The sequence below is a fragment of the Nonomuraea turcica genome, from assembly GCF_030718205.1.
Lineage (GTDB): Bacteria > Actinomycetota > Actinomycetes > Streptosporangiales > Streptosporangiaceae > Nonomuraea.
The window spans coordinates 269,043-289,646 of sequence record NZ_JAUZQF010000014.1 but is presented as its reverse complement, the minus strand read 5'-3'; the positions used below and the strand labels follow the sequence as shown (position 1 = coordinate 289,646).

26 protein-coding genes are annotated in these 20,604 nt (G+C 67.6%); 16 read left to right on the top strand and 10 right to left on the bottom strand.

What is annotated here, in order from left to right:
• Nucleotides 1–296: 296 nt before the first annotated feature.
• The 3 genes from Q9G87_RS33950 to Q9G87_RS33940 are packed head-to-tail and all read right to left on the bottom strand — an operon-like array spanning nucleotide 297 to nucleotide 1,928.
• Complete coding sequence (locus Q9G87_RS33950) at nucleotides 297–725, bottom strand: NUDIX hydrolase (protein ID WP_305920633.1); 429 nt, start codon at nucleotides 723–725, stop codon at nucleotides 297–299.
• A gap of 46 nt (nucleotides 726–771) precedes the next feature.
• The gene (locus Q9G87_RS33945; protein WP_305920632.1) at nucleotides 772–1,488 is read right to left on the bottom strand and encodes a GntR family transcriptional regulator; all 717 of its coding nucleotides are present in this window, start codon (nucleotides 1,486–1,488) and stop codon (nucleotides 772–774) included.
• 17 nt (nucleotides 1,489–1,505) lie between these two features.
• Nucleotides 1,506–1,928: a UTRA domain-containing protein gene (locus tag Q9G87_RS33940; protein ID WP_305920631.1), complete on the bottom strand. Its 423-nt coding sequence runs from the start codon at nucleotides 1,926–1,928 to the stop codon at nucleotides 1,506–1,508.
• 318 nt (nucleotides 1,929–2,246) lie between these two features.
• Here Q9G87_RS33940 and Q9G87_RS33935 point away from each other — a divergent pair, with 318 nt between their 5' ends.
• The 14 genes from Q9G87_RS33935 to Q9G87_RS33870 all read left to right on the top strand — a co-directional run bounded on the left by Q9G87_RS33935 (nucleotide 2,247) and on the right by Q9G87_RS33870 (nucleotide 11,617).
• A complete protein-coding gene (locus Q9G87_RS33935) occupies nucleotides 2,247–2,582 on the top strand; it encodes an SCO3933 family regulatory protein (protein ID WP_305920630.1) in 336 nt (111 codons plus the stop codon).
• Nucleotides 2,582–2,710: a hypothetical protein gene (locus Q9G87_RS33930; RefSeq protein WP_305920629.1), complete on the top strand. Its 129-nt coding sequence runs from the start codon at nucleotides 2,582–2,584 to the stop codon at nucleotides 2,708–2,710. The genes Q9G87_RS33935 and Q9G87_RS33930 overlap by 1 nt, the downstream gene beginning before the upstream one ends.
• Before the next feature lie 257 nt (nucleotides 2,711–2,967).
• Complete coding sequence (locus Q9G87_RS33925; protein ID WP_305920628.1) at nucleotides 2,968–3,198, top strand: hypothetical protein; 231 nt, start codon at nucleotides 2,968–2,970, stop codon at nucleotides 3,196–3,198.
• Nucleotides 3,198–3,356: a hypothetical protein gene (locus Q9G87_RS33920; RefSeq protein WP_305920627.1), complete on the top strand. Its 159-nt coding sequence runs from the start codon at nucleotides 3,198–3,200 to the stop codon at nucleotides 3,354–3,356. Before Q9G87_RS33925 ends, Q9G87_RS33920 begins: the two co-directional genes overlap by 1 nt.
• Nucleotides 3,356–4,540 (top strand): FtsK/SpoIIIE domain-containing protein, encoded by a 1,185-nt coding sequence (locus Q9G87_RS33915; RefSeq protein WP_305920626.1) that lies wholly within the window; start codon nucleotides 3,356–3,358, stop codon nucleotides 4,538–4,540. Before Q9G87_RS33920 ends, Q9G87_RS33915 begins: the two co-directional genes overlap by 1 nt.
• A gap of 307 nt (nucleotides 4,541–4,847) precedes the next feature.
• Nucleotides 4,848–5,591 carry a DUF2637 domain-containing protein gene (locus Q9G87_RS33910; RefSeq protein ID WP_305920625.1) on the top strand — a complete coding sequence of 248 codons (744 nt, stop codon included), beginning with the start codon at nucleotides 4,848–4,850 and terminating at the stop codon, nucleotides 5,589–5,591.
• A gap of 90 nt (nucleotides 5,592–5,681) precedes the next feature.
• Nucleotides 5,682–6,014, top strand: a complete 333-nt coding sequence (locus Q9G87_RS33905; protein ID WP_305920624.1) for a hypothetical protein — start codon at nucleotides 5,682–5,684, stop codon at nucleotides 6,012–6,014.
• Nucleotides 6,014–6,178, top strand: coding sequence for a hypothetical protein (locus Q9G87_RS33900; RefSeq protein ID WP_305920623.1), 165 nt, complete (start codon nucleotides 6,014–6,016; stop codon nucleotides 6,176–6,178). Before Q9G87_RS33905 ends, Q9G87_RS33900 begins: the two co-directional genes overlap by 1 nt.
• 825 nt (nucleotides 6,179–7,003) lie before the next feature.
• Complete coding sequence (locus Q9G87_RS33895) at nucleotides 7,004–7,180, top strand: hypothetical protein (RefSeq protein ID WP_305920622.1); 177 nt, start codon at nucleotides 7,004–7,006, stop codon at nucleotides 7,178–7,180.
• A gap of 982 nt (nucleotides 7,181–8,162) precedes the next feature.
• Nucleotides 8,163–8,309, top strand: a complete 147-nt coding sequence (locus Q9G87_RS33890; protein WP_305920621.1) for a hypothetical protein — start codon at nucleotides 8,163–8,165, stop codon at nucleotides 8,307–8,309.
• 249 nt (nucleotides 8,310–8,558) lie between these two features.
• Nucleotides 8,559–8,798 carry a hypothetical protein gene (locus Q9G87_RS33885; protein ID WP_305920620.1) on the top strand — a complete coding sequence of 80 codons (240 nt, stop codon included), beginning with the start codon at nucleotides 8,559–8,561 and terminating at the stop codon, nucleotides 8,796–8,798.
• A gap of 22 nt (nucleotides 8,799–8,820) precedes the next feature.
• Nucleotides 8,821–10,230 (top strand): replication initiator, encoded by a 1,410-nt coding sequence (locus Q9G87_RS33880; protein ID WP_305920619.1) that lies wholly within the window; start codon nucleotides 8,821–8,823, stop codon nucleotides 10,228–10,230.
• Complete coding sequence (locus Q9G87_RS33875; protein WP_305920618.1) at nucleotides 10,227–10,409, top strand: helix-turn-helix transcriptional regulator; 183 nt, start codon at nucleotides 10,227–10,229, stop codon at nucleotides 10,407–10,409. The genes Q9G87_RS33880 and Q9G87_RS33875 overlap by 4 nt, the downstream gene beginning before the upstream one ends.
• The gene (locus Q9G87_RS33870) at nucleotides 10,406–11,617 is read left to right on the top strand and encodes a tyrosine-type recombinase/integrase (protein WP_305920617.1); all 1,212 of its coding nucleotides are present in this window, start codon (nucleotides 10,406–10,408) and stop codon (nucleotides 11,615–11,617) included. The genes Q9G87_RS33875 and Q9G87_RS33870 overlap by 4 nt, the downstream gene beginning before the upstream one ends.
• Nucleotides 11,618–11,673: 56 nt before the next feature.
• On the opposite strand, the gene Q9G87_RS33865 is transcribed toward Q9G87_RS33870, so the two are convergent.
• The 6 genes from Q9G87_RS33865 to Q9G87_RS33840 form a co-directional block, all read right to left on the bottom strand.
• The gene (locus tag Q9G87_RS33865) at nucleotides 11,674–12,666 is read right to left on the bottom strand and encodes a coiled-coil domain-containing protein (protein WP_305920616.1); all 993 of its coding nucleotides are present in this window, start codon (nucleotides 12,664–12,666) and stop codon (nucleotides 11,674–11,676) included.
• Between the two features lie 112 nt (nucleotides 12,667–12,778).
• A complete protein-coding gene (locus Q9G87_RS33860) occupies nucleotides 12,779–14,395 on the bottom strand; it encodes a serine/threonine-protein kinase (protein WP_305920615.1) in 1,617 nt (538 codons plus the stop codon).
• A 142-nt stretch (nucleotides 14,396–14,537) separates the two neighbouring features.
• Nucleotides 14,538–15,614: an FAD-dependent oxidoreductase gene (locus Q9G87_RS33855; RefSeq protein WP_305920614.1), complete on the bottom strand. Its 1,077-nt coding sequence runs from the start codon at nucleotides 15,612–15,614 to the stop codon at nucleotides 14,538–14,540.
• Nucleotides 15,615–15,782: 168 nt separating this feature from the next.
• Nucleotides 15,783–16,595: a phosphotransferase enzyme family protein gene (locus tag Q9G87_RS33850; protein WP_305920613.1), complete on the bottom strand. Its 813-nt coding sequence runs from the start codon at nucleotides 16,593–16,595 to the stop codon at nucleotides 15,783–15,785.
• A gap of 105 nt (nucleotides 16,596–16,700) precedes the next feature.
• A complete protein-coding gene (locus Q9G87_RS33845) occupies nucleotides 16,701–17,354 on the bottom strand; it encodes a hypothetical protein (RefSeq protein WP_305920612.1) in 654 nt (217 codons plus the stop codon).
• Between the two features lie 137 nt (nucleotides 17,355–17,491).
• Nucleotides 17,492–18,259 carry a bestrophin-like domain gene (locus Q9G87_RS33840; RefSeq protein ID WP_305920611.1) on the bottom strand — a complete coding sequence of 256 codons (768 nt, stop codon included), beginning with the start codon at nucleotides 18,257–18,259 and terminating at the stop codon, nucleotides 17,492–17,494.
• Between the two features lie 224 nt (nucleotides 18,260–18,483).
• Between Q9G87_RS33840 and Q9G87_RS33835 the strand changes: the two genes are divergently transcribed.
• Entirely contained in the window at nucleotides 18,484–18,822 is a 339-nt protein-coding gene (locus tag Q9G87_RS33835) for a hypothetical protein (protein ID WP_305920610.1), read from the top strand.
• A 52-nt stretch (nucleotides 18,823–18,874) separates the two neighbouring features.
• Nucleotides 18,875–19,831, top strand: coding sequence for a TIGR01777 family oxidoreductase (locus Q9G87_RS33830; RefSeq protein WP_305920609.1), 957 nt, complete (start codon nucleotides 18,875–18,877; stop codon nucleotides 19,829–19,831).
• A gap of 28 nt (nucleotides 19,832–19,859) precedes the next feature.
• Here Q9G87_RS33830 and Q9G87_RS33825 read toward each other — a convergent pair whose 3' ends face one another.
• A complete protein-coding gene (locus Q9G87_RS33825; protein WP_305920608.1) occupies nucleotides 19,860–20,495 on the bottom strand; it encodes an Lrp/AsnC family transcriptional regulator in 636 nt (211 codons plus the stop codon).
• Nucleotides 20,496–20,604 lie beyond the last annotated feature (109 nt).

Below are 20,604 nucleotides of genomic sequence, written 5' to 3'. Positions count from 1 at the left end.
GTGGAGGTCAGGTGAGCCTCCGTGCTGCAAACCGTCCCAGCTCTGACGTTCCTCCCCGGATTCTGGTGGAAGCCTCGCGTCTGCATGCCGGCCATTTCTCGATCTTCATCGTTGCGGGGAACGCCAGCACACGTCTCCTGTCCGTGATCACGGTGTGCCCGCCGCTGCGCGGCGGGCTTGAAGACGTGAGGAAACTTGTAACAGGCCGACCTGGGGACAGACCTGTCCTGTCCCGGGACATGCTTGACACATCAGTCCCAAGACATCGGTGCTGTCACGTCCTGGGGGACCTGGGGTCATATGAGGCGGACTCCGTCGTGGTGCCGGATGGCGGGTGTTCCCTCGTGGAGGGCGTCAAGGATGCGGACGGCGAAAGCTTCGCTCACCATGTCGCGGATATCCTCTTCGGATGCCCAGTGGAAGGCGGTGACTTCGTCGTTGATCGAGAGCCGGCCGCCAGTAGCCGTGCAACGGAACACGAGTGCGACGATGCCGCGGGCCATGTTTTTGTAGATGCCGGTGAGAGCCAAAGGCTCGACGATGAGCCCCGTCTCCTCGGAAACCTCTCGGCATACCCCCTGCATGATCGTCTCGCCGATCTGGAGTATGCCGCCGGGTGCCTGCCATTCGCCGTTGTCGGCTCGTCGTGTCAGCAGAGCTCGACCAGCGTCATCGACAACGACGCCTGCGACGCTCACAGAGTGGCGCTGGTCGAGCTCAACCATAGTTAGCTCCTGTAGATTGTTATCGGCAGTAGATGTATCGATGGCCTCACGTCGTCGTAACCTTGTACTTAAGTTCGTACAGGTGGCCACCCTTAACAAGGATCGATGCTTCAACGGGCTGCATGTTGTTGCTGTAGATGACCCGGAATTGCCGAATCACGGGGACTTCCTCTGGTAGCTCCAAACCCTCGACTTCCTCTGGCGTGGGTGGTCGAGTGGAAATCTGATCGGTGAGATTCTGCTGAGGGTAACCAAGATCGGCCAATGCCTGGGGGGCTCCACCTCGGATCCTCTTTCGCTCGGCCAGCGGTGTACCCGCCGCGATACTTGCCGGGTAGTAGGACCATGACAGTTCGATAGGTTCGCCAGCATGCAAGAGAAGACGGTGCCTCAAGATCGCTGTTTCGTTCGGAGCTATCCCAAGGGCGTCCGCGACTTCGACGGGAGGTTGTACCTCCCTGACGTCTATCAGCTTGTAGGTGAACCCTTCGGGAGATGGCGCGAAGTAGGCAGCAACATCGATGACAAAGGGCTGCTTGTCCCGCACAAAAACACCTTTGCCAGGGACGCCGTACAAATATCCCTCGTTCTTCAATATCGTCAATGCGCGTTGAATCGTGGCGTTCGCAGCGTCGTACTTGTCGACGAGCTGTTGTGTGGATGGGATCTGCGTGTTCCGCGGCAGCGTGCCGGCCATGATGAGCGCCCGAAGATCGGCGGCAATCTGCTGATGACGAGGTCGTTTGTCTGCATGCTTAGGCAAAGCAGAACTCCTCTCGGTTAGAGGGTGAGCGTGTATCGCAGGTGGCGACCATGGGCAACCATGGTCATCTGGATCACTTCAATCGGTGTGCCGTCCTCGGCCCTTGATCGCCGAGTGAGTACCAAAACCCAGTCATCGTTGGGGAGCTGAAGCAGTCGCTGTTCTTCGACGGAGGCTGGCCTGGCCGTCACGTCCTCCTCGACGTGGACAGGTTGATAGCCCAGGCTGGCCAGCAACGTGATCGCGCCACCTGGCACCTTTCGTGGGTCTGACAGGCGGGTCCCGCGCGCTATGGAAGCTGGGTAGTAGGAGTCGGCGAGTTCTACCGGCTGTTCGTCGAGTAGCACGACTCGACGGCGAACGACCGCAGTGTCGCCGTCTGCCAGCAACAAGGCCGCAGCAATGTCCGCGGGTGGCCTGATCTCGACGACTTCACGCATGACGTGGGAGCCGACCCGACCGTCTTGAGCGGCCTCCTCCGCCCAAGGGTCCGCTTGGCCCGGCTTTTGCGGGCGCACATAGGGCGCCGACGTGCTTGTCCACCTGTTCGGGTCAGACATGGCCTTCACCTGGTCCCTCGCTCGCGTGGCGGAAGATCCTCACCTAGCTACCTTACCGGGTAGGCGATAAGGAACTTATCCGGCATCGCCTCAGCTTCATCCTACTCAAGCCTTGCTGCCATATCGGAAAGGCAGTATGGTGGCCTACAAGAACCTCGGACGCTGAGAGATGCCGAGGTAGGACGAGTCAAGGAGCACATGGCGATGCGAAACATTCCGGTGGACACGTCGGCCCTGTCGTTCACGGTCGCGGGTGAGCCTGAGCCGAAGATTGTGGATCGGGCGACGGGTGAGGTGAAGAAGGATGCGGAGGGGCGTGACTTGTACACGCTGCCGCTGCTGCCGATGCCGAACGATGACCGGCGCAACCCGGTGATCACGGTGACGTTCCCGTCTGCGGTGTTCCCGCAGATCCAGCTCGGCAGCAAGGTCCGCCTGACGGGGTTGGTCTGCTTCTTCTGGCAGATGAACGGCCGCGCGGGGATGGGTTTCCGCTGCGAGCAGGTTCGGCCGGCAACGGAGAAGGCTGCCTGATGGCCGCGAAGTGTGTCGAGTGCGGCGCGGGGCGGAACCTGGCCGAGCAGTTCGACGCTACTCGCAACGAGGTCGTGTGGCTGTGCGCGTACTGCCACTACCGCGCGGTCGCTGGTGGTGGTGCGTGATGGCGGTTCTCTGGCACTTCCGCTGTAGCGCGATGCACCCATTGACCCAGGTGCAGTGTCGGCACAGTCCACGGCATCACAGGTTGCAACACGGCTACATCGATCACTTCCGTGGTCTGGAGGCGGTGTGGATCACGTGGCCGATGACGGACGGTGGGCTGTGAAAGAGGTCGGGTCCCGGAGCGGCTGTGCCTGGACAGCTTGGGCCGCTCCGGGGTCTCCAACCACCAACAAGAGGAAAGGAGACGGGCTCTAGTATGGCGGATTTCCTGATCTGGCTGGCCGTAGGCGTGCTGGCGGTGTGCGCGTGCCTGCGGGCGTGGCGGCGCTGGGCGCCGGTGTCGTTCTGGTACGTGCTGGGCTTCCCGGTCAAGGCCGTGATGGTGTACGGCACGTGGCGGGCGGTGGCCTCGGGCTGCGGGTTGTCGAAGCGGCGGCGTCGCTGGCGGTGGAGTGTGCCGGGCTTCCCCGGTTGGGGGGCGGAGTGATGGCGGCGCCGAAGGGGCGGAAGCTCACCGACAAGGAGATGTCCCTGATCCTGGATTCACTTTCGGAGCGGCAGCAGCGTCACATGCTCGCGTACTTCAAGGGCTGGGACGAGGAAGGGTTCCAGAACGCTCTGAGGTCGATGGGCGGTGGCGAGTGATGCACGGGCTGATGGTCAAGCAGCGCCGCAAGCTGCACCGGGTACAGGTGGAGAAGGCGCCGCGGCTCGGGCTGATCCGGCCGACTCCGCTCGGGTTCCAGGTGACGGCTCGGCTGCATGATGGGCAGACGCCGGAGGATTACGAGGATGTGCTGGACAAGCTGGCGCATGCGTGGCGGGTGCACAGCGTGCGGCTCGTGTCGTGGCGTCCGGGCCGGGTGACGCTGGCGGCGACGCTGGTGGATCCGCTGGAGACGGTGGCCGGGCTTGAGGTGATGGCTGACGGGCTGCTGCGGGTGCGGGTGGGCCTGCTGGACAACGGCAATCCGTACGTCGTCGACTTCAAGGTGGTGCCGCACTGGCTGAACGTGGGCGCGACCCAGTCGGGCAAGTCGAACCTGGCCAATGCGCTGATTGTGGGGCTGGCTCCGCAACCGGTGGCGCTGGTGGGCTTCGACCTGAAGGGCGGGGTGGAGTTCACGCCGTACCGGGCGCGGCTGTCGGCGCTGGCCACCGAACGCAGCGAGTGCGCCGAGCTGCTGGCTGACCTGGTCGGCATCATCAAGTCACGGATGGCGCTGTGCCGGCAGTACCGGGTGAAGAACATCTGGCATCCGCGACTGCCGGAGGAAGCGCGCCCCATTCCGATGGTGGTGCTGGTCGATGAGATGGCCGAGCTGTTCTTGATGGCTGACCCGGACAACGAGAAGGACGAGGTGGCCGCGGTCGCCACGCGCCTGTTGCGGATCGCCCAGCTTGGCCGGGCGTTCGGCATCTACCTGTTCGTGTGCGGGCAACGGGTCGGCTCGGACCTGGGTAAGGGCGTGACCGCGCTGCGCGCGCAGTTGACCGGCCGCATCTGCCACATGGTCAACGACGATGAGACGGCCAAGATGTGCCTGGGCGACATGGACCGGCGGGCGGTCGCTGCTGCGCGGCAGATCTCACCGGACCGGCCGGGCACGGCCGTGGTGATCGGCTCGGATAGCCGCTGGCATCACGCTCGTTCGGTGCATGTGGTGGAGGAGGAGGCCGAAGCCGCCGCGGAGCGGTATGCCGATCTGACGCCGTCGTGGGCGCTGTTGACCGGTGGTCCCGCCATCGACGTTGGCGATCCTGGCGAGCTGGCCGAGGAAGAGCTGGCCGAGTTTAGCGAACCCGATCTGGAAGATCTGCCCGTCTGAGCGCGGGCTGAGAGGTTCCCCGGGCTGGGCGTGAGCCCTGAACCACGCCACGTCCGTAGCGGAGCCATGCCGAGAAGCGGTCGCGACGGAAGGGCCGGTGATGTCCGGGTGCCTGGATCGGAACGACATGAACGAGCTGGAGAAGGCGTGCCGGGGCTGCGGCCACCAGCGGGCGGTGCACACCGGCGGTGCCAAGCCGGGCTGCTGGGCGATCTATGACCCGGTGTGGGCGAACGCGTCGGGCTGGTGCCAACAACGGGGCTGCTCCTGCAAAGAGCGCAGCTAGGACGAAAGGAGGTGCGTAAAGGTGGGACGACTGCGGGCCTGGCTGGCCGATTCGGGGCCGGTGGTGGTGCTGGCGCTGATCGCGGCAGTGGGGTCGTTCGATCACATCTCCAGCCTGGCACGTAAGTACGGCCAGCACGGCTGGCGGGCGTGGGCGGTGGCGGTCTGTATCGACCTGGTGTGTGTGATGGCCGCGCGGGAGATCCAGCGTGACAAGCGCACCGGCCGGAGCCGCCGCGGGCTGATGTCGTGGCCGTCGCTGGTGCTGGCCGGCGGGATCGTGCTGACGCTGGCGGCGAACCTGGCCGAAGCACCGCGCAGCGCGTGGGGCTGGATCCTGGCCGCGACTCCGGCGGCGGCGTTCCTGATCGCCATGTCCATGATCGAACGGCGCGCGGGTCAGCACGAGGCCGAACCCGAGACAGAACAGATGGGCCTGGTGTGGGAAGACCCGAGCCTCGCGGCTGCCGATGTCGATCCGCAACCGGCTCGGCATGTGCAGCTTGACCGGGTCGACCAGCACGCCGAACCGGTAGCGGATCGTTCGGCTCCTGCGGAGCTGGAACAGGCCGCCGCTGCTTCTGCTGGCAGCACGGCGGAGGTGGATCCGTCGCTGCCGCCTGCGCTGCTGGGCTACGCGCGGCGCCTGGCCGTCGAGCACCGCACCAGTCATGGCCGGCCCATCACGGCGGAGTTGCTGCGGTCGCGCATGCACATCACTTCTGAGCTGGCGGCCAGCCTGCTCGGCCACGTGGACGACGACTGACCTTGCATCCGGCCGTCCACCACTTCCCCGGTGGGCGGCTCATGGAAAGCCAGTCTCCCGAGGTATGTCAAGACGAAAGGACAACAGTTCATGATGACGACCGATTCCACGGTCCGCGCCGAGTTCATCGCGGGTTTGCGCAGCCTGGCGCGGTTCCTGGCCGACAACCCCAAGGTGCCCGTGCCGAGCAACGGCGCGAGCTTGACGGTGCACGTGGTGGACGACAGCGACGACAAAGAACGGGCCACGGTGGACCGCGTCGCCGAGCTGATCGGCTCGCCTGCCAGTGGTGGCGCGCACTACAAGACCACGCGCGACTTCGGGCCGATCACCTATGAAGCGCTGGCCATCAGCCAGGAGTGCATGGACGCCTGGCAGGCGCTGGCCAGCTACAACGGCGCCGTGAGCGGAGGTGGCTACTGATGTTCCGGCTCCGGCGCTGGCTCGGCTACGCGGCTATCGCGTTCGTCGTCTTCTACCTGTTCACGCGTCCGGCTCAGGCGGCGGATGCCGTCAACGGCGTCTTCGACGGCGTGCTGGCGGGCGCGGACAAGCTGGCCATCTTCTTCAGCGCGGTCCTGACCTGAAACCCGAAATCCGGCCGAATCCCTGCCGGATGACTCGAAAGGAGAATTCGACATGGCAAGAGGTGGGCAATGCCGGACCTGCCGCGGGATCGGCAAGATCGGCGAAATGCGGTCGCGGCTGCAAAACGGCCAGCTCCTCATCGTGGAGGTCCGTCGTAAGTGCTTCACCTGCCAAGGCAAAGGCCACCTGTAATGGCGCAGAAGTCCCTGCCGGCAGAAGCGGTGCAGGCGTGCTCGGCATGTGGAGGGCGCGGACTCCACTCCAGCGCGGCAAGGAAAAAGCGCTGGTTCATGTCCTGGAAAGTGCAGCGCTTCTCACTGTGCCACGCGTGCCGCGGGACAGGAAAGTCGGGCGGTCGAAACGTGCCGGAGGCTGACGGAAAGGAGGTGAACATGCCAGGTCGGCACCGCAAGACGTCGGAGACGAAGAAGAAGGAATGCAAGTGGTGCAAGGGGGCGGGTGGCTTCAAAAACGGAGGCCTCTACATCCACTGCGTGAGATGCAGAGGGACCGGCGGGAGATAAACCACGCGCTTGCTACGGCGAGCGGATGTTCAAGGAGGTGTCAGATATGGGCGTGTTCAAGAATAGGGCCGTGCCGCCGCTGACGTGCAGCGAATGCTCAGGCGACGGCCGGATCGAACACCGGGTGTGGAAGATGGGCGCGGGCTACAAGTCCGAAGGACGGGTGTGCAAGAACTGCGGGGGCACTGGGCTTATCCGGTGCCGATGAGTGGCGTTGCGTCCGGCCGCCCCTCCGCCAAACCGGGAGGGCGGCTCACGGAAAGCCACTAACCCGCAAGAACAGAAAGGAAGGACACCAGAATGGCGCAGAGCAAAGCCGAACGGGACACCGCCATCAAAAAAATCAAGAACAAGATCTGTGTTGACTTCGACGTCTACCCCGACGAAGTCATCCTCCGCAGCGACCACAAAATCGTCGTCGACCGCCGACGCAGATTCCCGGGGGCCGTGCCCATGGTCGTCGGGGAGTGGCGGTAGGGACCGCGAGGAGTCTAGGGGAGGTGAAAACCCGTTGGTGAGAAACAGGCGCCTGGTCCCGCTGTCGTCGTATGCGTGCTGCACCTGTAACGGTGCCGGCATCGATTCGGAAAGCCGATCCTGCCGAGACTGCAACGGCACCGGGATGGACAATCACCCGAGCGACTAAAAGGGGCGATGCCGCCGTGAGGAACACGAGAAGAAGCCGAGCGGAAGACTCGCAATACTCTGCGCTGGTGCAGCAACCGGTGCGTTGCTCGATATGCAAAGGCTACCTGTACGTGCGTACGAGGACATGCCCGAAATGCGATCGCTAGCAAAGCGAAGGGAGGCAAGATGAAGGATGTAATTACATACCGCACCGCGGGCGGCAGCACCGTCGTATGGACCTTTGATCCCAAAGTCGCACCCTATGGCCGATGGGTGTGTGAGGGGTGCGGTGACAAGGGTCACAGCCTGAGCAGGTATGCAAACCAGCACGCCTCTCAGTGTTGGGCATGCTGAGGTCCGTCGCATGACAAACACGACAGGCATTAACAACAGGCGCGTGAGCTGCCCCGACTGCCGCTACGAGACTCGACTCGCACGCTTTGACGCGTTGCTGGTGGGTGAGGCCGGATTGCAGGTCGGCTGCCCCAACTGTCGTTACTCGTTCTGGGTCACCTTCGCCTAATCAAGGCCGGGTGGTCCGGGTCGAGAACTGGGAGCGAAAACATGGTCCGGAAATCCCAAGTAGACAAAATCAAAGCGGCTGTCCGTGAATTCGACAAAGCGACACGAACCGGATCTCGACACGAACAGGAGCGCTGCCTGGCGGTACTCAACGCCGTTTGCCGAAATTCCACGCGAGCAGAACTCAACGCCGCTACCGCATCGTGATCAACCAGGGTGCGCGCCCACGGAACGGCTCCAGCTTGGCCGCTCACGCCCGTCCCGCAGGGCGCGCCTCCTTCACCTGGCATCAAGCAAAGGAGGTTCCAGTATGAAGCACACACAACCCACCAGCATGCGCTGCCCCCGCTGCGGCGGCTCCGGCAAGCGGCGTGGCCGAATTTACGTGCACGAGTGCTCCACCTGTCACGGCACGGGCCGCGTCACCGGCAAGGACATGGAAGGGCTCGACCTGTGACCGGGCCGGCGCCAGAGCTGCCGCCGATCACACCCGGCACATGGGAATGCCGCCGCTGCCGCGCGCTGAACTACGACACGGTGCTGTTTTGCCGCAGGTGCGGACAGTGACCACCAAGAAGATCACAAAGGAGTGCGGACGCTGCTGGGGCCAGGGGTGGCTGCTCTGCTCAGTCTTCGATCAGCGAGCGATCAGAGGCTATCGGCCCTGCGATGACTGCGGCGGCACGGGCGAGGTGGAGGGCGGCCGGTGACCCGCTACCAGGTCGCCGTGACGGAAACCTACGCCGACGGCGTCCAGGACAACCCCTGGAGCGTCGTCCGGGACGTCACGGCGGCCGACAGCGCGCCCTGCCATCGGCCCATCGCGGTCAAAGCCAACGGCCACCGCCGGCTGATCGCCTGCGGCCGTCGCCTTCCCTCCGACCAGCAGTGCGACGCCTGCCGAGTCACGGTCGAGATCGTCGAGGTAAGGAGGAAACGAGCGTGAACTGCAATGGAACGGGCGGCCAGTGAGCACGCCTGCGCTGCTGGCGGACTGCGTCGGGCCGGTCGTGCGCGACCTGGCCCGGCGCTCCGGCAAAGACCTCTCACGCTGGATCGAGCAAGTACACCGCCTCGGCGGCTGCGCCGAACCGGTACGGCTGGCCGGGGAGAGCATGACGTTGGATGCGACGACCGGCCACGTGCTCTCCAGCTACAGCACCGCGAGCGAACCGCACGGACAGCTCCTGATCCGGTGCGGCAACCGTCGCGCCTCACGCTGCCCCTCATGCGCGGAACTGTACCGGCGTGACACCTTCCACCTGATCCGCGCCGGGCTCCTGGGCGAGGAGAAAGGCGTGCCGGCCACCGTGCGCACTCACCCTAGGGCGTTCGTCACCCTCACCGCGCCGTCGTTCGGGCCGGTGCACCGCGGCCCCGACAAGGACGGCGTGCGCCGGGTGTGCCATCCCCGCCGCTCAGGTCCGGCATGCTTCGAACGCCACAAAGCCGACGACTCCCGCCTCGGCCAACCCCTGGATGCCGACTCCTACGACTACATCGGGCACGTGCTGTGGAACGCCCACGCAGGCGACCTGTGGCGCCGCTTCACCATCTACCTCCGCCGGCACCTGGCCGCCGCCGCAGGGCTGACCCAAGCCGCGTTCAACAAGACGGTGCGGGTGTCGTTCGCCAAGGTCGCCGAATACCAAGCCCGCGGCGTCGTGCACTTCCACGCCGTCGTCCGCCTCGACGGCCGCACGACCGAACCGGCCGACGTAGCCGAACCGCCGGCCTGGGCCAGCCTGGAACTGCTCCAGAACGCGATCGGCTCGGCCGTGTCCGCCGTGCGACTGAAAGCACCAGACCTCGGCCAACCCACCACAGAGCTCGTCTGGGGCCGACAGGTCGACATCAAACCCATCCAAACCGGCGACCTCGACGGCCACCTGTCCGAACAGGCCGTGGCCGCCTATATCGCCAAATACGCCACCAAAGCCGCCGAAACCACCGGCACCCTCGACCGGCGCGTCCACGCACACGACCTGACCCACCTGCACGAGCGCGGTGCTACGCCGCACGCCGCCCGGCTGATCCGCACCGCGTGGCAGCTTGGCCACCCCGAAAAGCATCCCGAGCTGACCGGGCTGCGGCTTCGCAAGTGGGCGCACATGCTCGGCTTCCGCGGTCACTTCTCCACCCGATCCCGCGTGTACTCGACCACGCTCGGCGCAATCCGCGATGAACGCACCGAACACCGCCGCGCCCAGCTCGGCCTCGAACCACACGACGGCACCACGCTGGTGCTCGCGCACTGGAGCTTCGCCGGCCAGGGCTATACGCCCGGCGAATCACTGCTGGCCACCTCGATCACCAACAAACCACCAGGACAGGCAACGGCAGAAAACGCTCAGCGAGGAAGGGAGGCACCGGCATGAGGAGAACGGACGTAGAGGACTTGTGGGATGTCGAGCGGACTGCCCGCTTTCTGGGTGTCCCGCCTACAACCCTCTACCAGTGGCGTTATCAGGGAAGCGGGCCGAAAGGTCACAAGGTTGGTCGCCATGTTCGTTACTTCCCTGCCGACGTCGTCGCGTGGGTGCGTGAGCAGACATGAGCGTCTACGACCGGTGGCATAAGTCGCGCCCCAAGCCAGGTGAGGCAAAGTGCAAGTGTCGCCCGTCCAAGGTGGCGACTGCTGATCACGGTAAGGGCATGCGGTGGCAAGTTCGGTGGCGTGATCACTCGGGCAAGCCTCAAAAGCTCAATTTTGAGCGCCTGCCGGACGCCCAGCGCAAGGACGCCGAGATCAAAGCGAGCTTGAATCGTGGAGACTACGTCGATCCGCGAGCAGGCAAGATCACGGTGAGGCAGTACGGCGAGCAATGGCTTGCCGCGCAGACCTTTGATCGATCCACATACGAGCTGGTTGAGCTGCGCCTACGTCTGCATGTCTACCCAAATCTCGGGGATAGAGAGCTGCGAGATCTACGGCCAAGCATGATCCAGACATTCAGTCGAGCGCTTCAGATAAAGCTGGCACCCAACTACGCACGGGCCGTCTTCTACCACCTATCGGCGCTTCTCAATGCTGCCGTGGATGACGGGCTGATCTCCAAGAATCCATGCCAAGCAGGGTCAGTAAGGAGTCCGAAGTTCGAGACCAAGCGCATCAGTCCATGGACGATTGATGAAGTCGGATCGGTGGCAGAGGCGATCACTAGGCGGTACCGGGCAATGGTGCTCGCTGCGGCCGGTCTCGGGCTTCGGCAGGGAGAGGCATTCGGCCTGGCCGTGGATGACATTGATTATGACCGACAAGTCGTGCATGTGCGTCGTCAGGTGAAGCTCCTGAGCAGAGGTCGTGTCCGCGCCTTCGCGCCCCCGAAGGGTGGAAAGCTTCGGGACGTTCCCCTGCCTGAGGCTGTGGCCGAACAGCTACGTGATCACATCAAGGGCTACGGACCCACGAAGATCTCGCTTCCCTGGAAGACAGTGGACGGAGGTCCGCACACAGCCGAGTTGGTGTTCGTGACGCGCCAGCACACGCCGATTGCTCGCAAAGAGTTCAATCTCTACGTGTGGAAGGCCGCTCTCAGGCGAGCGGGCATCGCGACCACTCGGGAGAACGGGTTTCACATGCTGCGGCATCACTTCGCCTCCGTGTTGCTGGAAGCCGGCGTGTCCATCAAGGCCGTGGCCGAGTTCCTGGGACACGCCGATCCTGGGTTCACTCTCCGGACGTACACGCATCTCATGTCATCGAGCGAAGATCGTATGCGTGAGGCGATCGAGAAGGCGTGGAGTGCCCTAGAAGTGCCCTGATCAGTGGATGGCATCGGGTAGGAGGGTGATGACCAGGAACAACAGTCCTCTCCCTCCTAGTACACCGAGATGTGCGGGTGGTCGTAGTGGTTGGCGGTGGTGCCGCCGCGGTCCGACATCGTGCGCCAGGCCCCGGTGCGGACGTGCCAGATGCGCTGCCGGTAGATGACGTACATGATGCCGAGGCGCTTGGCGTTCTTGATCGCCCAGTTGGCGATCTCGTCGCCGCGCTTGAGCTCCTCCGCCGACGGCAACGCGCCGCCCCGGCTCAGCATGAAGTCGCACGCCCGGCCCAGGGGGTGCTCGCCGCCGTCCTGGATGGCCCGGTAGCAGCCGATCCCGTACGGCACCTCGAACCGTTCCTGGATGAGCTGCCTGACCAGCGCCATCCGCGGCGTGATGTGATCGGGCCCCTGCGGCAACTGCGGCACGAACGTGCCGTCGGGCCGCAGGCCCGGTGCCTTGTAGAGCTGGTCGATCTTGTCCCGGATGCGCTCGATCTGCCGCTCGGCCTTCTTCTTGCGCTTCTCCAGCTCGCCGACGGTGCGCTCGAGATCGCCGGCACGGGCGGCCGCCTCGTCCTGCGCCTGCTGCCGGTCGTCCCTGACCTTGGCGAAGCCGCGGAGCCTGGCGTCCTGGAGTGCGACGAGGTGCTGGACGAGCGCCATCCTGCCGAGGAGCCCGGACGGGTCCTGCGGGCCGGTCAGCAGGGCGACCTGGCTGGGCTCGGTGCCGGTGTACTGGGCGATGGCCATCGCCCTGAGCTCGGTGGAGTTCTGCTCGTAGACCTCCTGGGCGGCGGCCAGCTTCTCGCGTGCTGATTTTTCGGCTTTTTCGGCCTTCTGGTGGGTGATGCGGCTGTTGTAGTAGTCGGTGATGAGCTTGTCCGACTCCTTCTGGAGCGCGGCGAGTTCGTTCTTGAGCTGCTTCACCGTGGGCTTGGGCTCGGCCCGCGCCGCGGCCGGCGCCGCCGCCAGGAGGGCGGCGGTGAGGACGGCGACCACCCCGCGCCGAGCACCCGACCGGAAGGTGGGGGACGCAACCGCCACGCTTCTCCTTATTGAGAGCCGCAGGGCAGGTTCCGGTCAGGAGGTAATCAGGTCCGGGGTCGCCCTCTATCCGACGCTCGATAGTAGGGGATCGGGTGCGGCGGCGTGCAACTCACCGCCTTTCCGCATCACGCGGCCGCCGCGCCCGGCGGGCCACGATCTGCCGGCCGAGCAGCACCGATCCTGGCACCAGCACCATGCCGAGCAGGCTGGAGCCCAGCCCCACGCCGATGTCGGCGTCCAGCAGGCCGTCGCCGTCACCGCCCAGCACCGGCACGTCGAGCGACACCCCGACCGAGATGGAGATCAGCGGCTCGGGGTTCTCGGCGGGCGGGGGCGTGCTGGGGTCCGGCGCCCTGGTGGTGGGCGGAGGGTCGTCATCCGGGCTGCTGGGTGGCGGTTCGTCGGGCGGCTCGGTGGTGGGCGGCGGGGTGCTCGGCCGCGGCTCCTGTGAACGCGTCGGCTCCTGCGAGCGGGTCGGCTCGCCGGTCGGATTCCGGGTCTCCGTGGGCGGCGCGGGCCGCGGGGCGTCCGTCGTCGGGGCCGGCCGGCCCGTGGGCGGACCCGTCGGGTCGGGATACAGCGTGGGATCGCCGGACACCGTGATCGGCGGCGTTTCCGAGAGGGACGCGCGCGGCGTGGTCAGATCCGGCGTGGGGGTGACGGGATCGGCGGTCGGCGGCGGCGCCGACGTGGCCGGCGGGAGCGCGGTGCCGCTCTCGAGCTCGGGAGGCCCGCCCAGGATGACGAACGCCGACACCACCGCCGCCGCGGTGGCCAGCACCAGCCCGCCGGTCATCGCGAACTTGGTCACGGACGTCAGACCGCTGTGGAACATGCTGGTGGCGGCGTCGCCGGACGCGGCCGCCTGCGCTCTCGGCAGCAGCGCGACGAGCGGCACGGCCAGGACCCCCAGCCCCGTCCGCCCCCGCGACTCCCACTCCTCGCCGTACTCCGCCAGCGCGACGTCCTCCAGCTCGGCCAGAAACGCCTCGGCCGACTCCGGGCGCGCCGCGGGGTCCTTGGCCAGGCCGTGCTGCAGGAGCGGGCGCAGCGGCTCCTCGACGTCCTCCAGCGGAGGCACAGCGTGCTGGTGCAGATAGGCCAGCGCGGCGACGTTCTCGCCGTGGAAGGCCCGGTGGCCGGTCAGGCACTCGAAGAACACCAGCGTCGCGGCGTACACGTCGGTGGCAGGGCTGGCCGGGGCGTCGTCCCACTGCTCCGGCGCCATGTACGACGGTGTGCCCACCAGCGCGGCCTGCTCACCGAAGCGGGCCGCTACGCCGAAGTCGACGAGCTTGCTGTCGCCGTCCTGGGTGATGAGCACGTTCTCGGGCTTGAAGTCGCGGTGCACCACCCCGCGCCGGTGGGCCTCGGCCAGCCCGAGCAGCGCCCCCTTCAGCACCGCGAGCGCGGCCTCGGCGCCCGTCCTGCCCTCCTCCTCCAGCAGCCGCCGCAGCGTGACACCGTCGACGAGTTCCATCACGATGACGGCGTCCTGCGGGGACTCGACGTAGTCCAGCACGCGGGCCGTGTGCGGGCTGTCGATCTCCCGGATCAGGTCGGCCTCGGCCCTGAACCGCTCGACGAACTCCTCGTCCTGGAGCAGCGGCTCGGATAAGTGCTTGATCGCGACCGGGAGGCCGTCGGCGTCGCGGACGGCCAGCATCACCCTGCCCGTCCCGCCGTGGCCGAGTTCCCGGATCTCGGTGTAGCCGGGAACCTGCATGTGGGACCTCCTAGACCCCCGATAAGATCCTTATGTCAGGAAGCTAACCTGAGGTCACGCGCCGTGTCGACCCCTTTCGGCAGAGTGATCGCCCCTATGCCGCAATCGGTATCTTTACTACTACATATAGTAGGCGGCGCCGTCAGGCGGCAGGGCGGGCCGGGAGCGCGGTCAGGTACGCGCGGACGTTGCGGGCGGCCTCGCGGCCCGCTCGGTTGGCGCCGATGGTGCTGGCGGACGGCCCATAGCCGACGAGCTGGAGCGCGGGTTCCCTGACGACTTGCGTGCCGTCCATCATGATGCCGCCGCCCGGCTCCCTGAGGCGCAGGGGTGCGAGGTGGTCGAGCGCGGAGCGGAAGCCGGTGGCCCAGATGATCGTGTCGGCCCGCCAGTGCCGTCCGTCCGCCCAGGCGACGCCGTCCGCGGCGATGCGCTGGAACATGGGGAAACGTTCCAGCGCGCCTTTGTCCAGCGCCTCGCGGACGACGGGCGTGTAGCCGAGCCCCGTGACGCTGACGACGCTTCCCGGCGGGAGCCCGGCGCGTACCCGTTCCTCGACCATGGCGACGGCGGCCCGCCTGGCGTCCTCGCTGAACTCCTCGTCACGCAGGACGGCCGGGCGCCGGGTCACCCACGTCGTCGCGGCGGCGATGCCGGCGATCTCCGACAACAGGTGCATGGCGGAATGGCCCCCGCCGACCGCGACCACCCGCCGCCCCGCGAACTCCTCCGGCCCTCGATAATCCGCGTAGTGCAGCTGCCGCCCCGCGAACGAGGACGCGCCCGGGTAGTAGGGCCAGTACGGCCGGGTCCACGTGCCGGTCGCGTTGACCACGGCCCGGGCCGCCCATTCCCCGGCGTCGGTCCCGATCAGGAGCCGGCCGCCCGGGCCGCGCCGGACGGCGCTCACCTTGACCGGCCGCACGACCTCCAGCCCCACCGTGCGCTCGTAGTCGCCGAAGTACGCCGGGACCACGGCGGCGACGGGCACCGCGCCGTCCTCGTCTTGGGGCCGGCGTACGCCCGGCAGGTCGAAGACGCCGTGCACCTTGTCCATGGTCAGCGACGGCGACCGGTGCCGCCACGCCCCTCCCGGCCCCGGCTCGGCGTCGAGCACGACCGGCTCGAACCCGAACCGCCCCAGGAAGTACGCGCTGGACAGGCCCGCCTGCCCCGCGCCGATCACCACGACGTCGCTGTTCTCCACGATCAGGTGCAACCGCCACCGCCCCCGGCGTCTTCCCGCAATGCGAACCGAGGCCGAAGGCCCCGTCGGCCCCTGCTCGCGGGCGACGCCGGGCTAGCGCGTATCGGCCGCCGCCGGCGTCGCAGGCCGCGTGCGCGGCACCCTGACCGCCCGCGTCGCCCCGGGCGGCGTCCGTTCTCGTCAGCCGGTCAGCGCGGCCGTGAACGTCGCCTCGTGCCGCGCGATGTGCTCGATGTCGGTGCGGTAGAGGCGGTCGTCGCCCCTGGCGATGTGGCTCGCGAACGCCTCGTGGCCCGCGGCGGCCTGCTCGTGCATATGGCGCACGAGATGGTCGAGGCGGGCCCGCGCGGTGGCGGTCAGCTCGCCGCGGGCGGCATCGTCCAGGCCGTACGCATCGGCGAACAGCCTGAGCCTGCGCGCCTGCTCCGGCGCCGGGTACGTATCCAGATGGCTTGGGTCGGTCAGGGGCACGAACCGGTAGGCGGCGTACGCGACGTCCCAGACGCGCGGCCCCGGGTGGGCCGTGTCGAAGTCGATGAACGCGACCGGCCGGCCGTCTCGGAACACGCAGTTGTACGGGGCGACGTCGCCGTGGCAGATGACCTCCGCCGGGGCGACCGCCGGCCAATACCAGGCCACATCCTGATTTTTCGGGAAATCCAGGGTGGCGTCGTGGAGTTCGCGCAGCAGTCTGCCGACGCCCTCCAGCGCCTCGTCCGACAGCACCCACTCCGGCAGCGGGTAGCCGGGCACGTCGCCGGGCACGAAGTCCAGGACCTCCCGGCCCTCGCCGTCGATCCCGTGGCAACCGGGCGCGCCCGCGAACCCGCGGGCCGCGAGGTGATCGAGCACGGCATGCACGCCCGCCGTCCACGGCCCCACCGGCCGCCGCACCGTGTCCCCGAGCCGCACGACATGGTTGACGCCTCCGCCGGCCAGCACCTCCACGTCCGCCTCCGCTGTCCGCCGTCCCCCGGCAGGTGTCACGTGCACGCTGCGGCTCCTCCTGTTCGTCCTGACGTTCGGGTGATCGTCGCCCGGCCGTCAGTGTGCCACGCGGCGCCGGGACATCGCCCCCGAATAACCGGCGGGTGAGCCTCAGCGGCGGGCGCCGAAGGCGACGGCCGTGGTGGAAGCGATGACCGACACCAGCACGACGATGACCAGGACGGTGCCGAGCGGGCCCGTGCGGCGCGGCGGCGGCATGACCGGCCTGACCCGGACTTGGGACGTGGTCGTAGGGGTGGGCGTGGGCGTCGGGGGCGTCGGGGAGGGGGACGGCACACGGACGGCCGTCATCCGCCGGGGCTCGGGACGGGGCGCCGCGCGCGGCCGGCGCCGGGGGCACTCCCCCACCTGCACCCGCTCGCCGCACACCGCGCCCGCGTAGATCGTCATCCCCGGCACCTTTACCTTGGGGACTGGCCGCCGGGTCCCCGGTCGCCGCCCGGCGATGGACACCCCGGGGACGGGTGACCGCCACACCTTCACGCCCGGCACGGACCCGTCCATGGAGACCTTCCGGGGAGGAGCCGGCGGTCGTACGGACACCTCGGGGATCGCCACGGACACGTCAGGGACCGCCACGGACACCTCGGGCATGCCGGCCGGCGGCCGCTCCCGGTCCGCGGCAGCGGGACCGGCCGCGCCGATCGCCACCAGCCCCACGGCGAGCAGCAGCGGCGTCCGCACGCCCCGCCCGCCCCCGGTGCGCGACGCACGCCACCACCGCCCGCCCACAGGCCGCGACACGCGCCACCACCCGGCACCCACAAGCCACGACGCACGCCACCGCCAGACACCCGCGCGCCGGCGCCGGACGCCCGCGTAACGGGACCCGCTCCACCGCACGCCCGACGAGCGGGAGGCGCGCCGTCTGCCCGCCACCCTCACACCCCTTCGCCGACGCGCGCGAACTCCTGCAACGCCCCCTGGAATGCCTCGGGCCCGACGGCCAGCGGCCCGTCGAAGGCCCGGGAGATGTCCCACGTCAGGTAGGTGCCGAAGCCCAGCAATGCCGCCATCGCCACCAGAGGCAGGATCGTCAGCCCCTGCGGCCGGGCCCCGGCCAGGAACGGGAACACGATGACCACCACGCCGGTGAGGATCGTCAGGAACAGCAGCCCGTCGGGCGGGGCCGCGGCGGCGTCGGCGCTGCGCTGGGCACGGGCCATGGAGATCGCGCCGATGTGCTGAAGGAGATTTCCCTTGGCCTCCTCCTCGTCCTCGCCGCTCACCTCGAGGTCGCTGACGCGGCCGCGCAGCTCGTCCATCCTGGCGGCGCCGACCGGGTCCATCCGGCCCTGGGCCATGAGCGGCCACTCGTCCCTGACCACGAAGATGACGTATTCGCGCAGCGCGGTGCGCACCTGCCGGGCCGCGTCGTCCGGCAGGCCTGCAGCCGTCCAGTAGGCGTCGATCGCGGCCTGGCTCTCGGTGTGGGTGTTCTGCCGGGCGGTGTCGGCCTTCGTCCAGGGCACGATGATCGCGATGGCGAACACCAGCAGGAACATGGCCGACAACATCGCCCCCGCGTGGCCGGCGGAAGGACCGCCGGGATCGCGGTCCTCGCCGCCACGTCTGAACAGCCTGAACACCAGCGCGGTGAGCATCACCACGCCTACCGCCGCCAGGATCGAGAGCGTGTACGCCACCATGAAATCTCCCGAACACACATCGGATACGCAGTGTCACATTACTATCACACTGTGCAATGATGGCGTCAGGCCCGGAAAGGTAAAGCTCCGGCAACGCGCCCATGCGTGCACCCTCAGGACCGGGGCAGGGCGGTTTGGACGGATTGGCGGCCATCCCCCGGCTGCTCTGACCATTCGTCCAGCGACGCTGTGATGAACCGGAAATCTCTGCACCATGAATCCCCGTGAATCTCAACGGCCGCAAATTCGTGATGGTGAGCTCGACGGCGAGCGTGGTGGACCCGGACAGTCCCACGGAGTTCCTGTACTGGGAGGCCGACGGGGTGGTGTGGGGCAGCTACACCGGCGACACCGTGACCCACGGGCGCTTCGTCGGCACCCGCGACGGTGAGCAGGTGTCGATCGCCTACGTGCACGCGCTGAAGGCCGGCGGGACGGCGGGCGGCAGGAGCAGCAGCCGCGTCGAGGCCGGGGACGACGGGCTGTTGCGCCTGGTGGAGGAGTTCACGTTCGACGGTGACGACACACCGCACGTCAGCGTGTGTGCGGAGATCCCGGACTGAACGTGTTCAACTCTCTCCGTTAGGCTCGTCCCAGCACCTTGGGGGGAGCCTGATGAAGATAGTGATAGCCGGGGGAACCGGACAGGTAGGCACGATCCTCAATCGCGCGCTGACCGCCGCAGGCCATGACGTCGTGGTGCTCACCCGGCATCCGGTACGCGGCCGTGACGTCCGCTGGGACGGCGAGACCCTGGGTCCATGGGCAGAGGAGATCGACGGCAGCGACGTCGTAGTCAATCTGGCCGGACGCAGCGTCAACTGTCGCTACACCGCGGCCAATCTGCGGGCCATGATGGATTCGCGGGTGCGTTCCACCCGTGTCGTGGGTGAGGCGATCACCGCCGCCGTGCGGCCTCCCCGGGTCTGGCTGCAGATGAGCACGGCCACGGCCTATTCCCACCGCTTCGACGCGCCCAACGACGAGGCGACCGGTGAGCTCGGCGGGTCCGAATCCGGCGTCCCGGGCTATTGGGCCTACAGCGTCGAGATCGCACAGGCGTGGGAGCGGGCGCAGGGGCAAGCGGAAACCCCGCACACCCGCAAGGTCAGCATGCGCGCGGCCATGGTGATGAGTCCCGATCGCGGCGGTGTCTTCGACGTCTTGCTGCGGCTGGTGCGGCTGGGCCTCGGCGGCCCGGTCGCGGGCGGCGCGCAGTACGTGTCATGGATCCACGACCGTGATTTCGTCCGCGCCGTCGAGTTCCTGGCCGGCCGCGACGACCTCACCGGGCCGGTGAACCTCGCCGCTCCCGTTCCCTTGCCGCAGCGCACGTTCATGCGCGTGCTGCGCGCCGCGTGGGGCGTTCCGGTGGGCCTGCCCGCAACGCGATGGATGGCCGAGCTCGGCGCGTTCGCGCTGCGCTCGGATACCGAACTCCTGCTGAAAAGCCGCCGGGTCGTCCCCGGCCGCCTGCTCGAAGCCGGCTTCGCCTTCGACCATGCGCAGTGGCCGGAGGCCGCCGCCGACCTCGTACGGCGCGTGCGCGGCGGGCCCGGCTCCACCGGCTGATCATCCGGCTCCTGCCGCACGCGAGACCCTAGTCGTCCTTCTTGAGCGCGGCCCGGCCCTCGGCGGCGCCGACGAAGCGCATCTTGCCGAGCGGCACGTCGCCCTGCGTCTCCTGCGCCGGGCGCGGGCTCCGGCGCGCCTGCCGGCCGTCGCTGGGCAGCACATACGGCCGTTTGAGCACCTCGTCCAGGATGAAGACCGTCTCGGTCGCCTTGACCGCCGGGATGTTGGCCAGCCGGTCGGTCACCATGGTGTGCACCGCCGCCACGTCCGCCACCCGTACCTGGATCATCGCGTCGTGCTGACCGGTGGTGATCGCGCAGTACTCCACCTCCGGCATCCTGGCGAGCTCCGCCCTGAACTGCTTCCACATCTGCTGCCGCACCGTCACGAAGATCAGTGCGGTGATGCCGAGCCCGGCCCGCACATGGTCGATCTCGGCGGTGAACCCCTTGATCGCGCCGTCCGCGCGCAGCGCCTCGAAGCGGGTGTAGGCGCTCGCGCGGGAGATGCCCACCCGCTCGGCCAGCGCGGCGACCGAGATCCTGCCGTTCTCGCGCAGGACCTCGAGCATCTTCATGTGGACGTCGTCCAGTTCGAGCCCGATGCCGATCCGTCCAGACGGACCACCACCACTGCCAGCATTTCTGGATATTTCACTCATCATTACCTCATCGATCTCATATACGTCTTGCCGGTCGCGCAGGACCTGGACATTCTGCCGCACAATCCTCGACATCTTTCTGCCAGACGTCCACATGTGGAGGACCACC

Coding starts and splice junctions, on each gene's coding strand:
- Q9G87_RS33905 (WP_305920624.1), top strand. CDS start 5,682: ATGATGACGACCGATTCCACGGTCCGCGCCGAGTTCATCGCGGGTTTG.
- Q9G87_RS33950 (WP_305920633.1), bottom strand. CDS start 725: ATGGTTGAGCTCGACCAGCGCCACTCTGTGAGCGTCGCAGGCGTCGTT.
- Q9G87_RS33890 (WP_305920621.1), top strand. CDS start 8,163: ATGAAGCACACACAACCCACCAGCATGCGCTGCCCCCGCTGCGGCGGC.
- Q9G87_RS33895 (WP_305920622.1), top strand. CDS start 7,004: ATGGCGCAGAGCAAAGCCGAACGGGACACCGCCATCAAAAAAATCAAG.
- Q9G87_RS33870 (WP_305920617.1), top strand. CDS start 10,406: ATGAGCGTCTACGACCGGTGGCATAAGTCGCGCCCCAAGCCAGGTGAG.
- Q9G87_RS33915 (WP_305920626.1), top strand. CDS start 3,356: ATGCACGGGCTGATGGTCAAGCAGCGCCGCAAGCTGCACCGGGTACAG.
- Q9G87_RS33925 (WP_305920628.1), top strand. CDS start 2,968: ATGGCGGATTTCCTGATCTGGCTGGCCGTAGGCGTGCTGGCGGTGTGC.
- Q9G87_RS33840 (WP_305920611.1), bottom strand. CDS start 18,259: ATGGTGGCGTACACGCTCTCGATCCTGGCGGCGGTAGGCGTGGTGATG.
- Q9G87_RS33935 (WP_305920630.1), top strand. CDS start 2,247: ATGGCGATGCGAAACATTCCGGTGGACACGTCGGCCCTGTCGTTCACG.
- Q9G87_RS33930 (WP_305920629.1), top strand. CDS start 2,582: ATGGCCGCGAAGTGTGTCGAGTGCGGCGCGGGGCGGAACCTGGCCGAG.
- Q9G87_RS33900 (WP_305920623.1), top strand. CDS start 6,014: ATGTTCCGGCTCCGGCGCTGGCTCGGCTACGCGGCTATCGCGTTCGTC.
- Q9G87_RS33875 (WP_305920618.1), top strand. CDS start 10,227: ATGAGGAGAACGGACGTAGAGGACTTGTGGGATGTCGAGCGGACTGCC.
- Q9G87_RS33830 (WP_305920609.1), top strand. CDS start 18,875: ATGAAGATAGTGATAGCCGGGGGAACCGGACAGGTAGGCACGATCCTC.
- Q9G87_RS33940 (WP_305920631.1), bottom strand. CDS start 1,928: ATGCGTGAAGTCGTCGAGATCAGGCCACCCGCGGACATTGCTGCGGCC.
- Q9G87_RS33860 (WP_305920615.1), bottom strand. CDS start 14,395: ATGCAGGTTCCCGGCTACACCGAGATCCGGGAACTCGGCCACGGCGGG.
- Q9G87_RS33825 (WP_305920608.1), bottom strand. CDS start 20,495: ATGAGTGAAATATCCAGAAATGCTGGCAGTGGTGGTGGTCCGTCTGGA.
- Q9G87_RS33920 (WP_305920627.1), top strand. CDS start 3,198: ATGGCGGCGCCGAAGGGGCGGAAGCTCACCGACAAGGAGATGTCCCTG.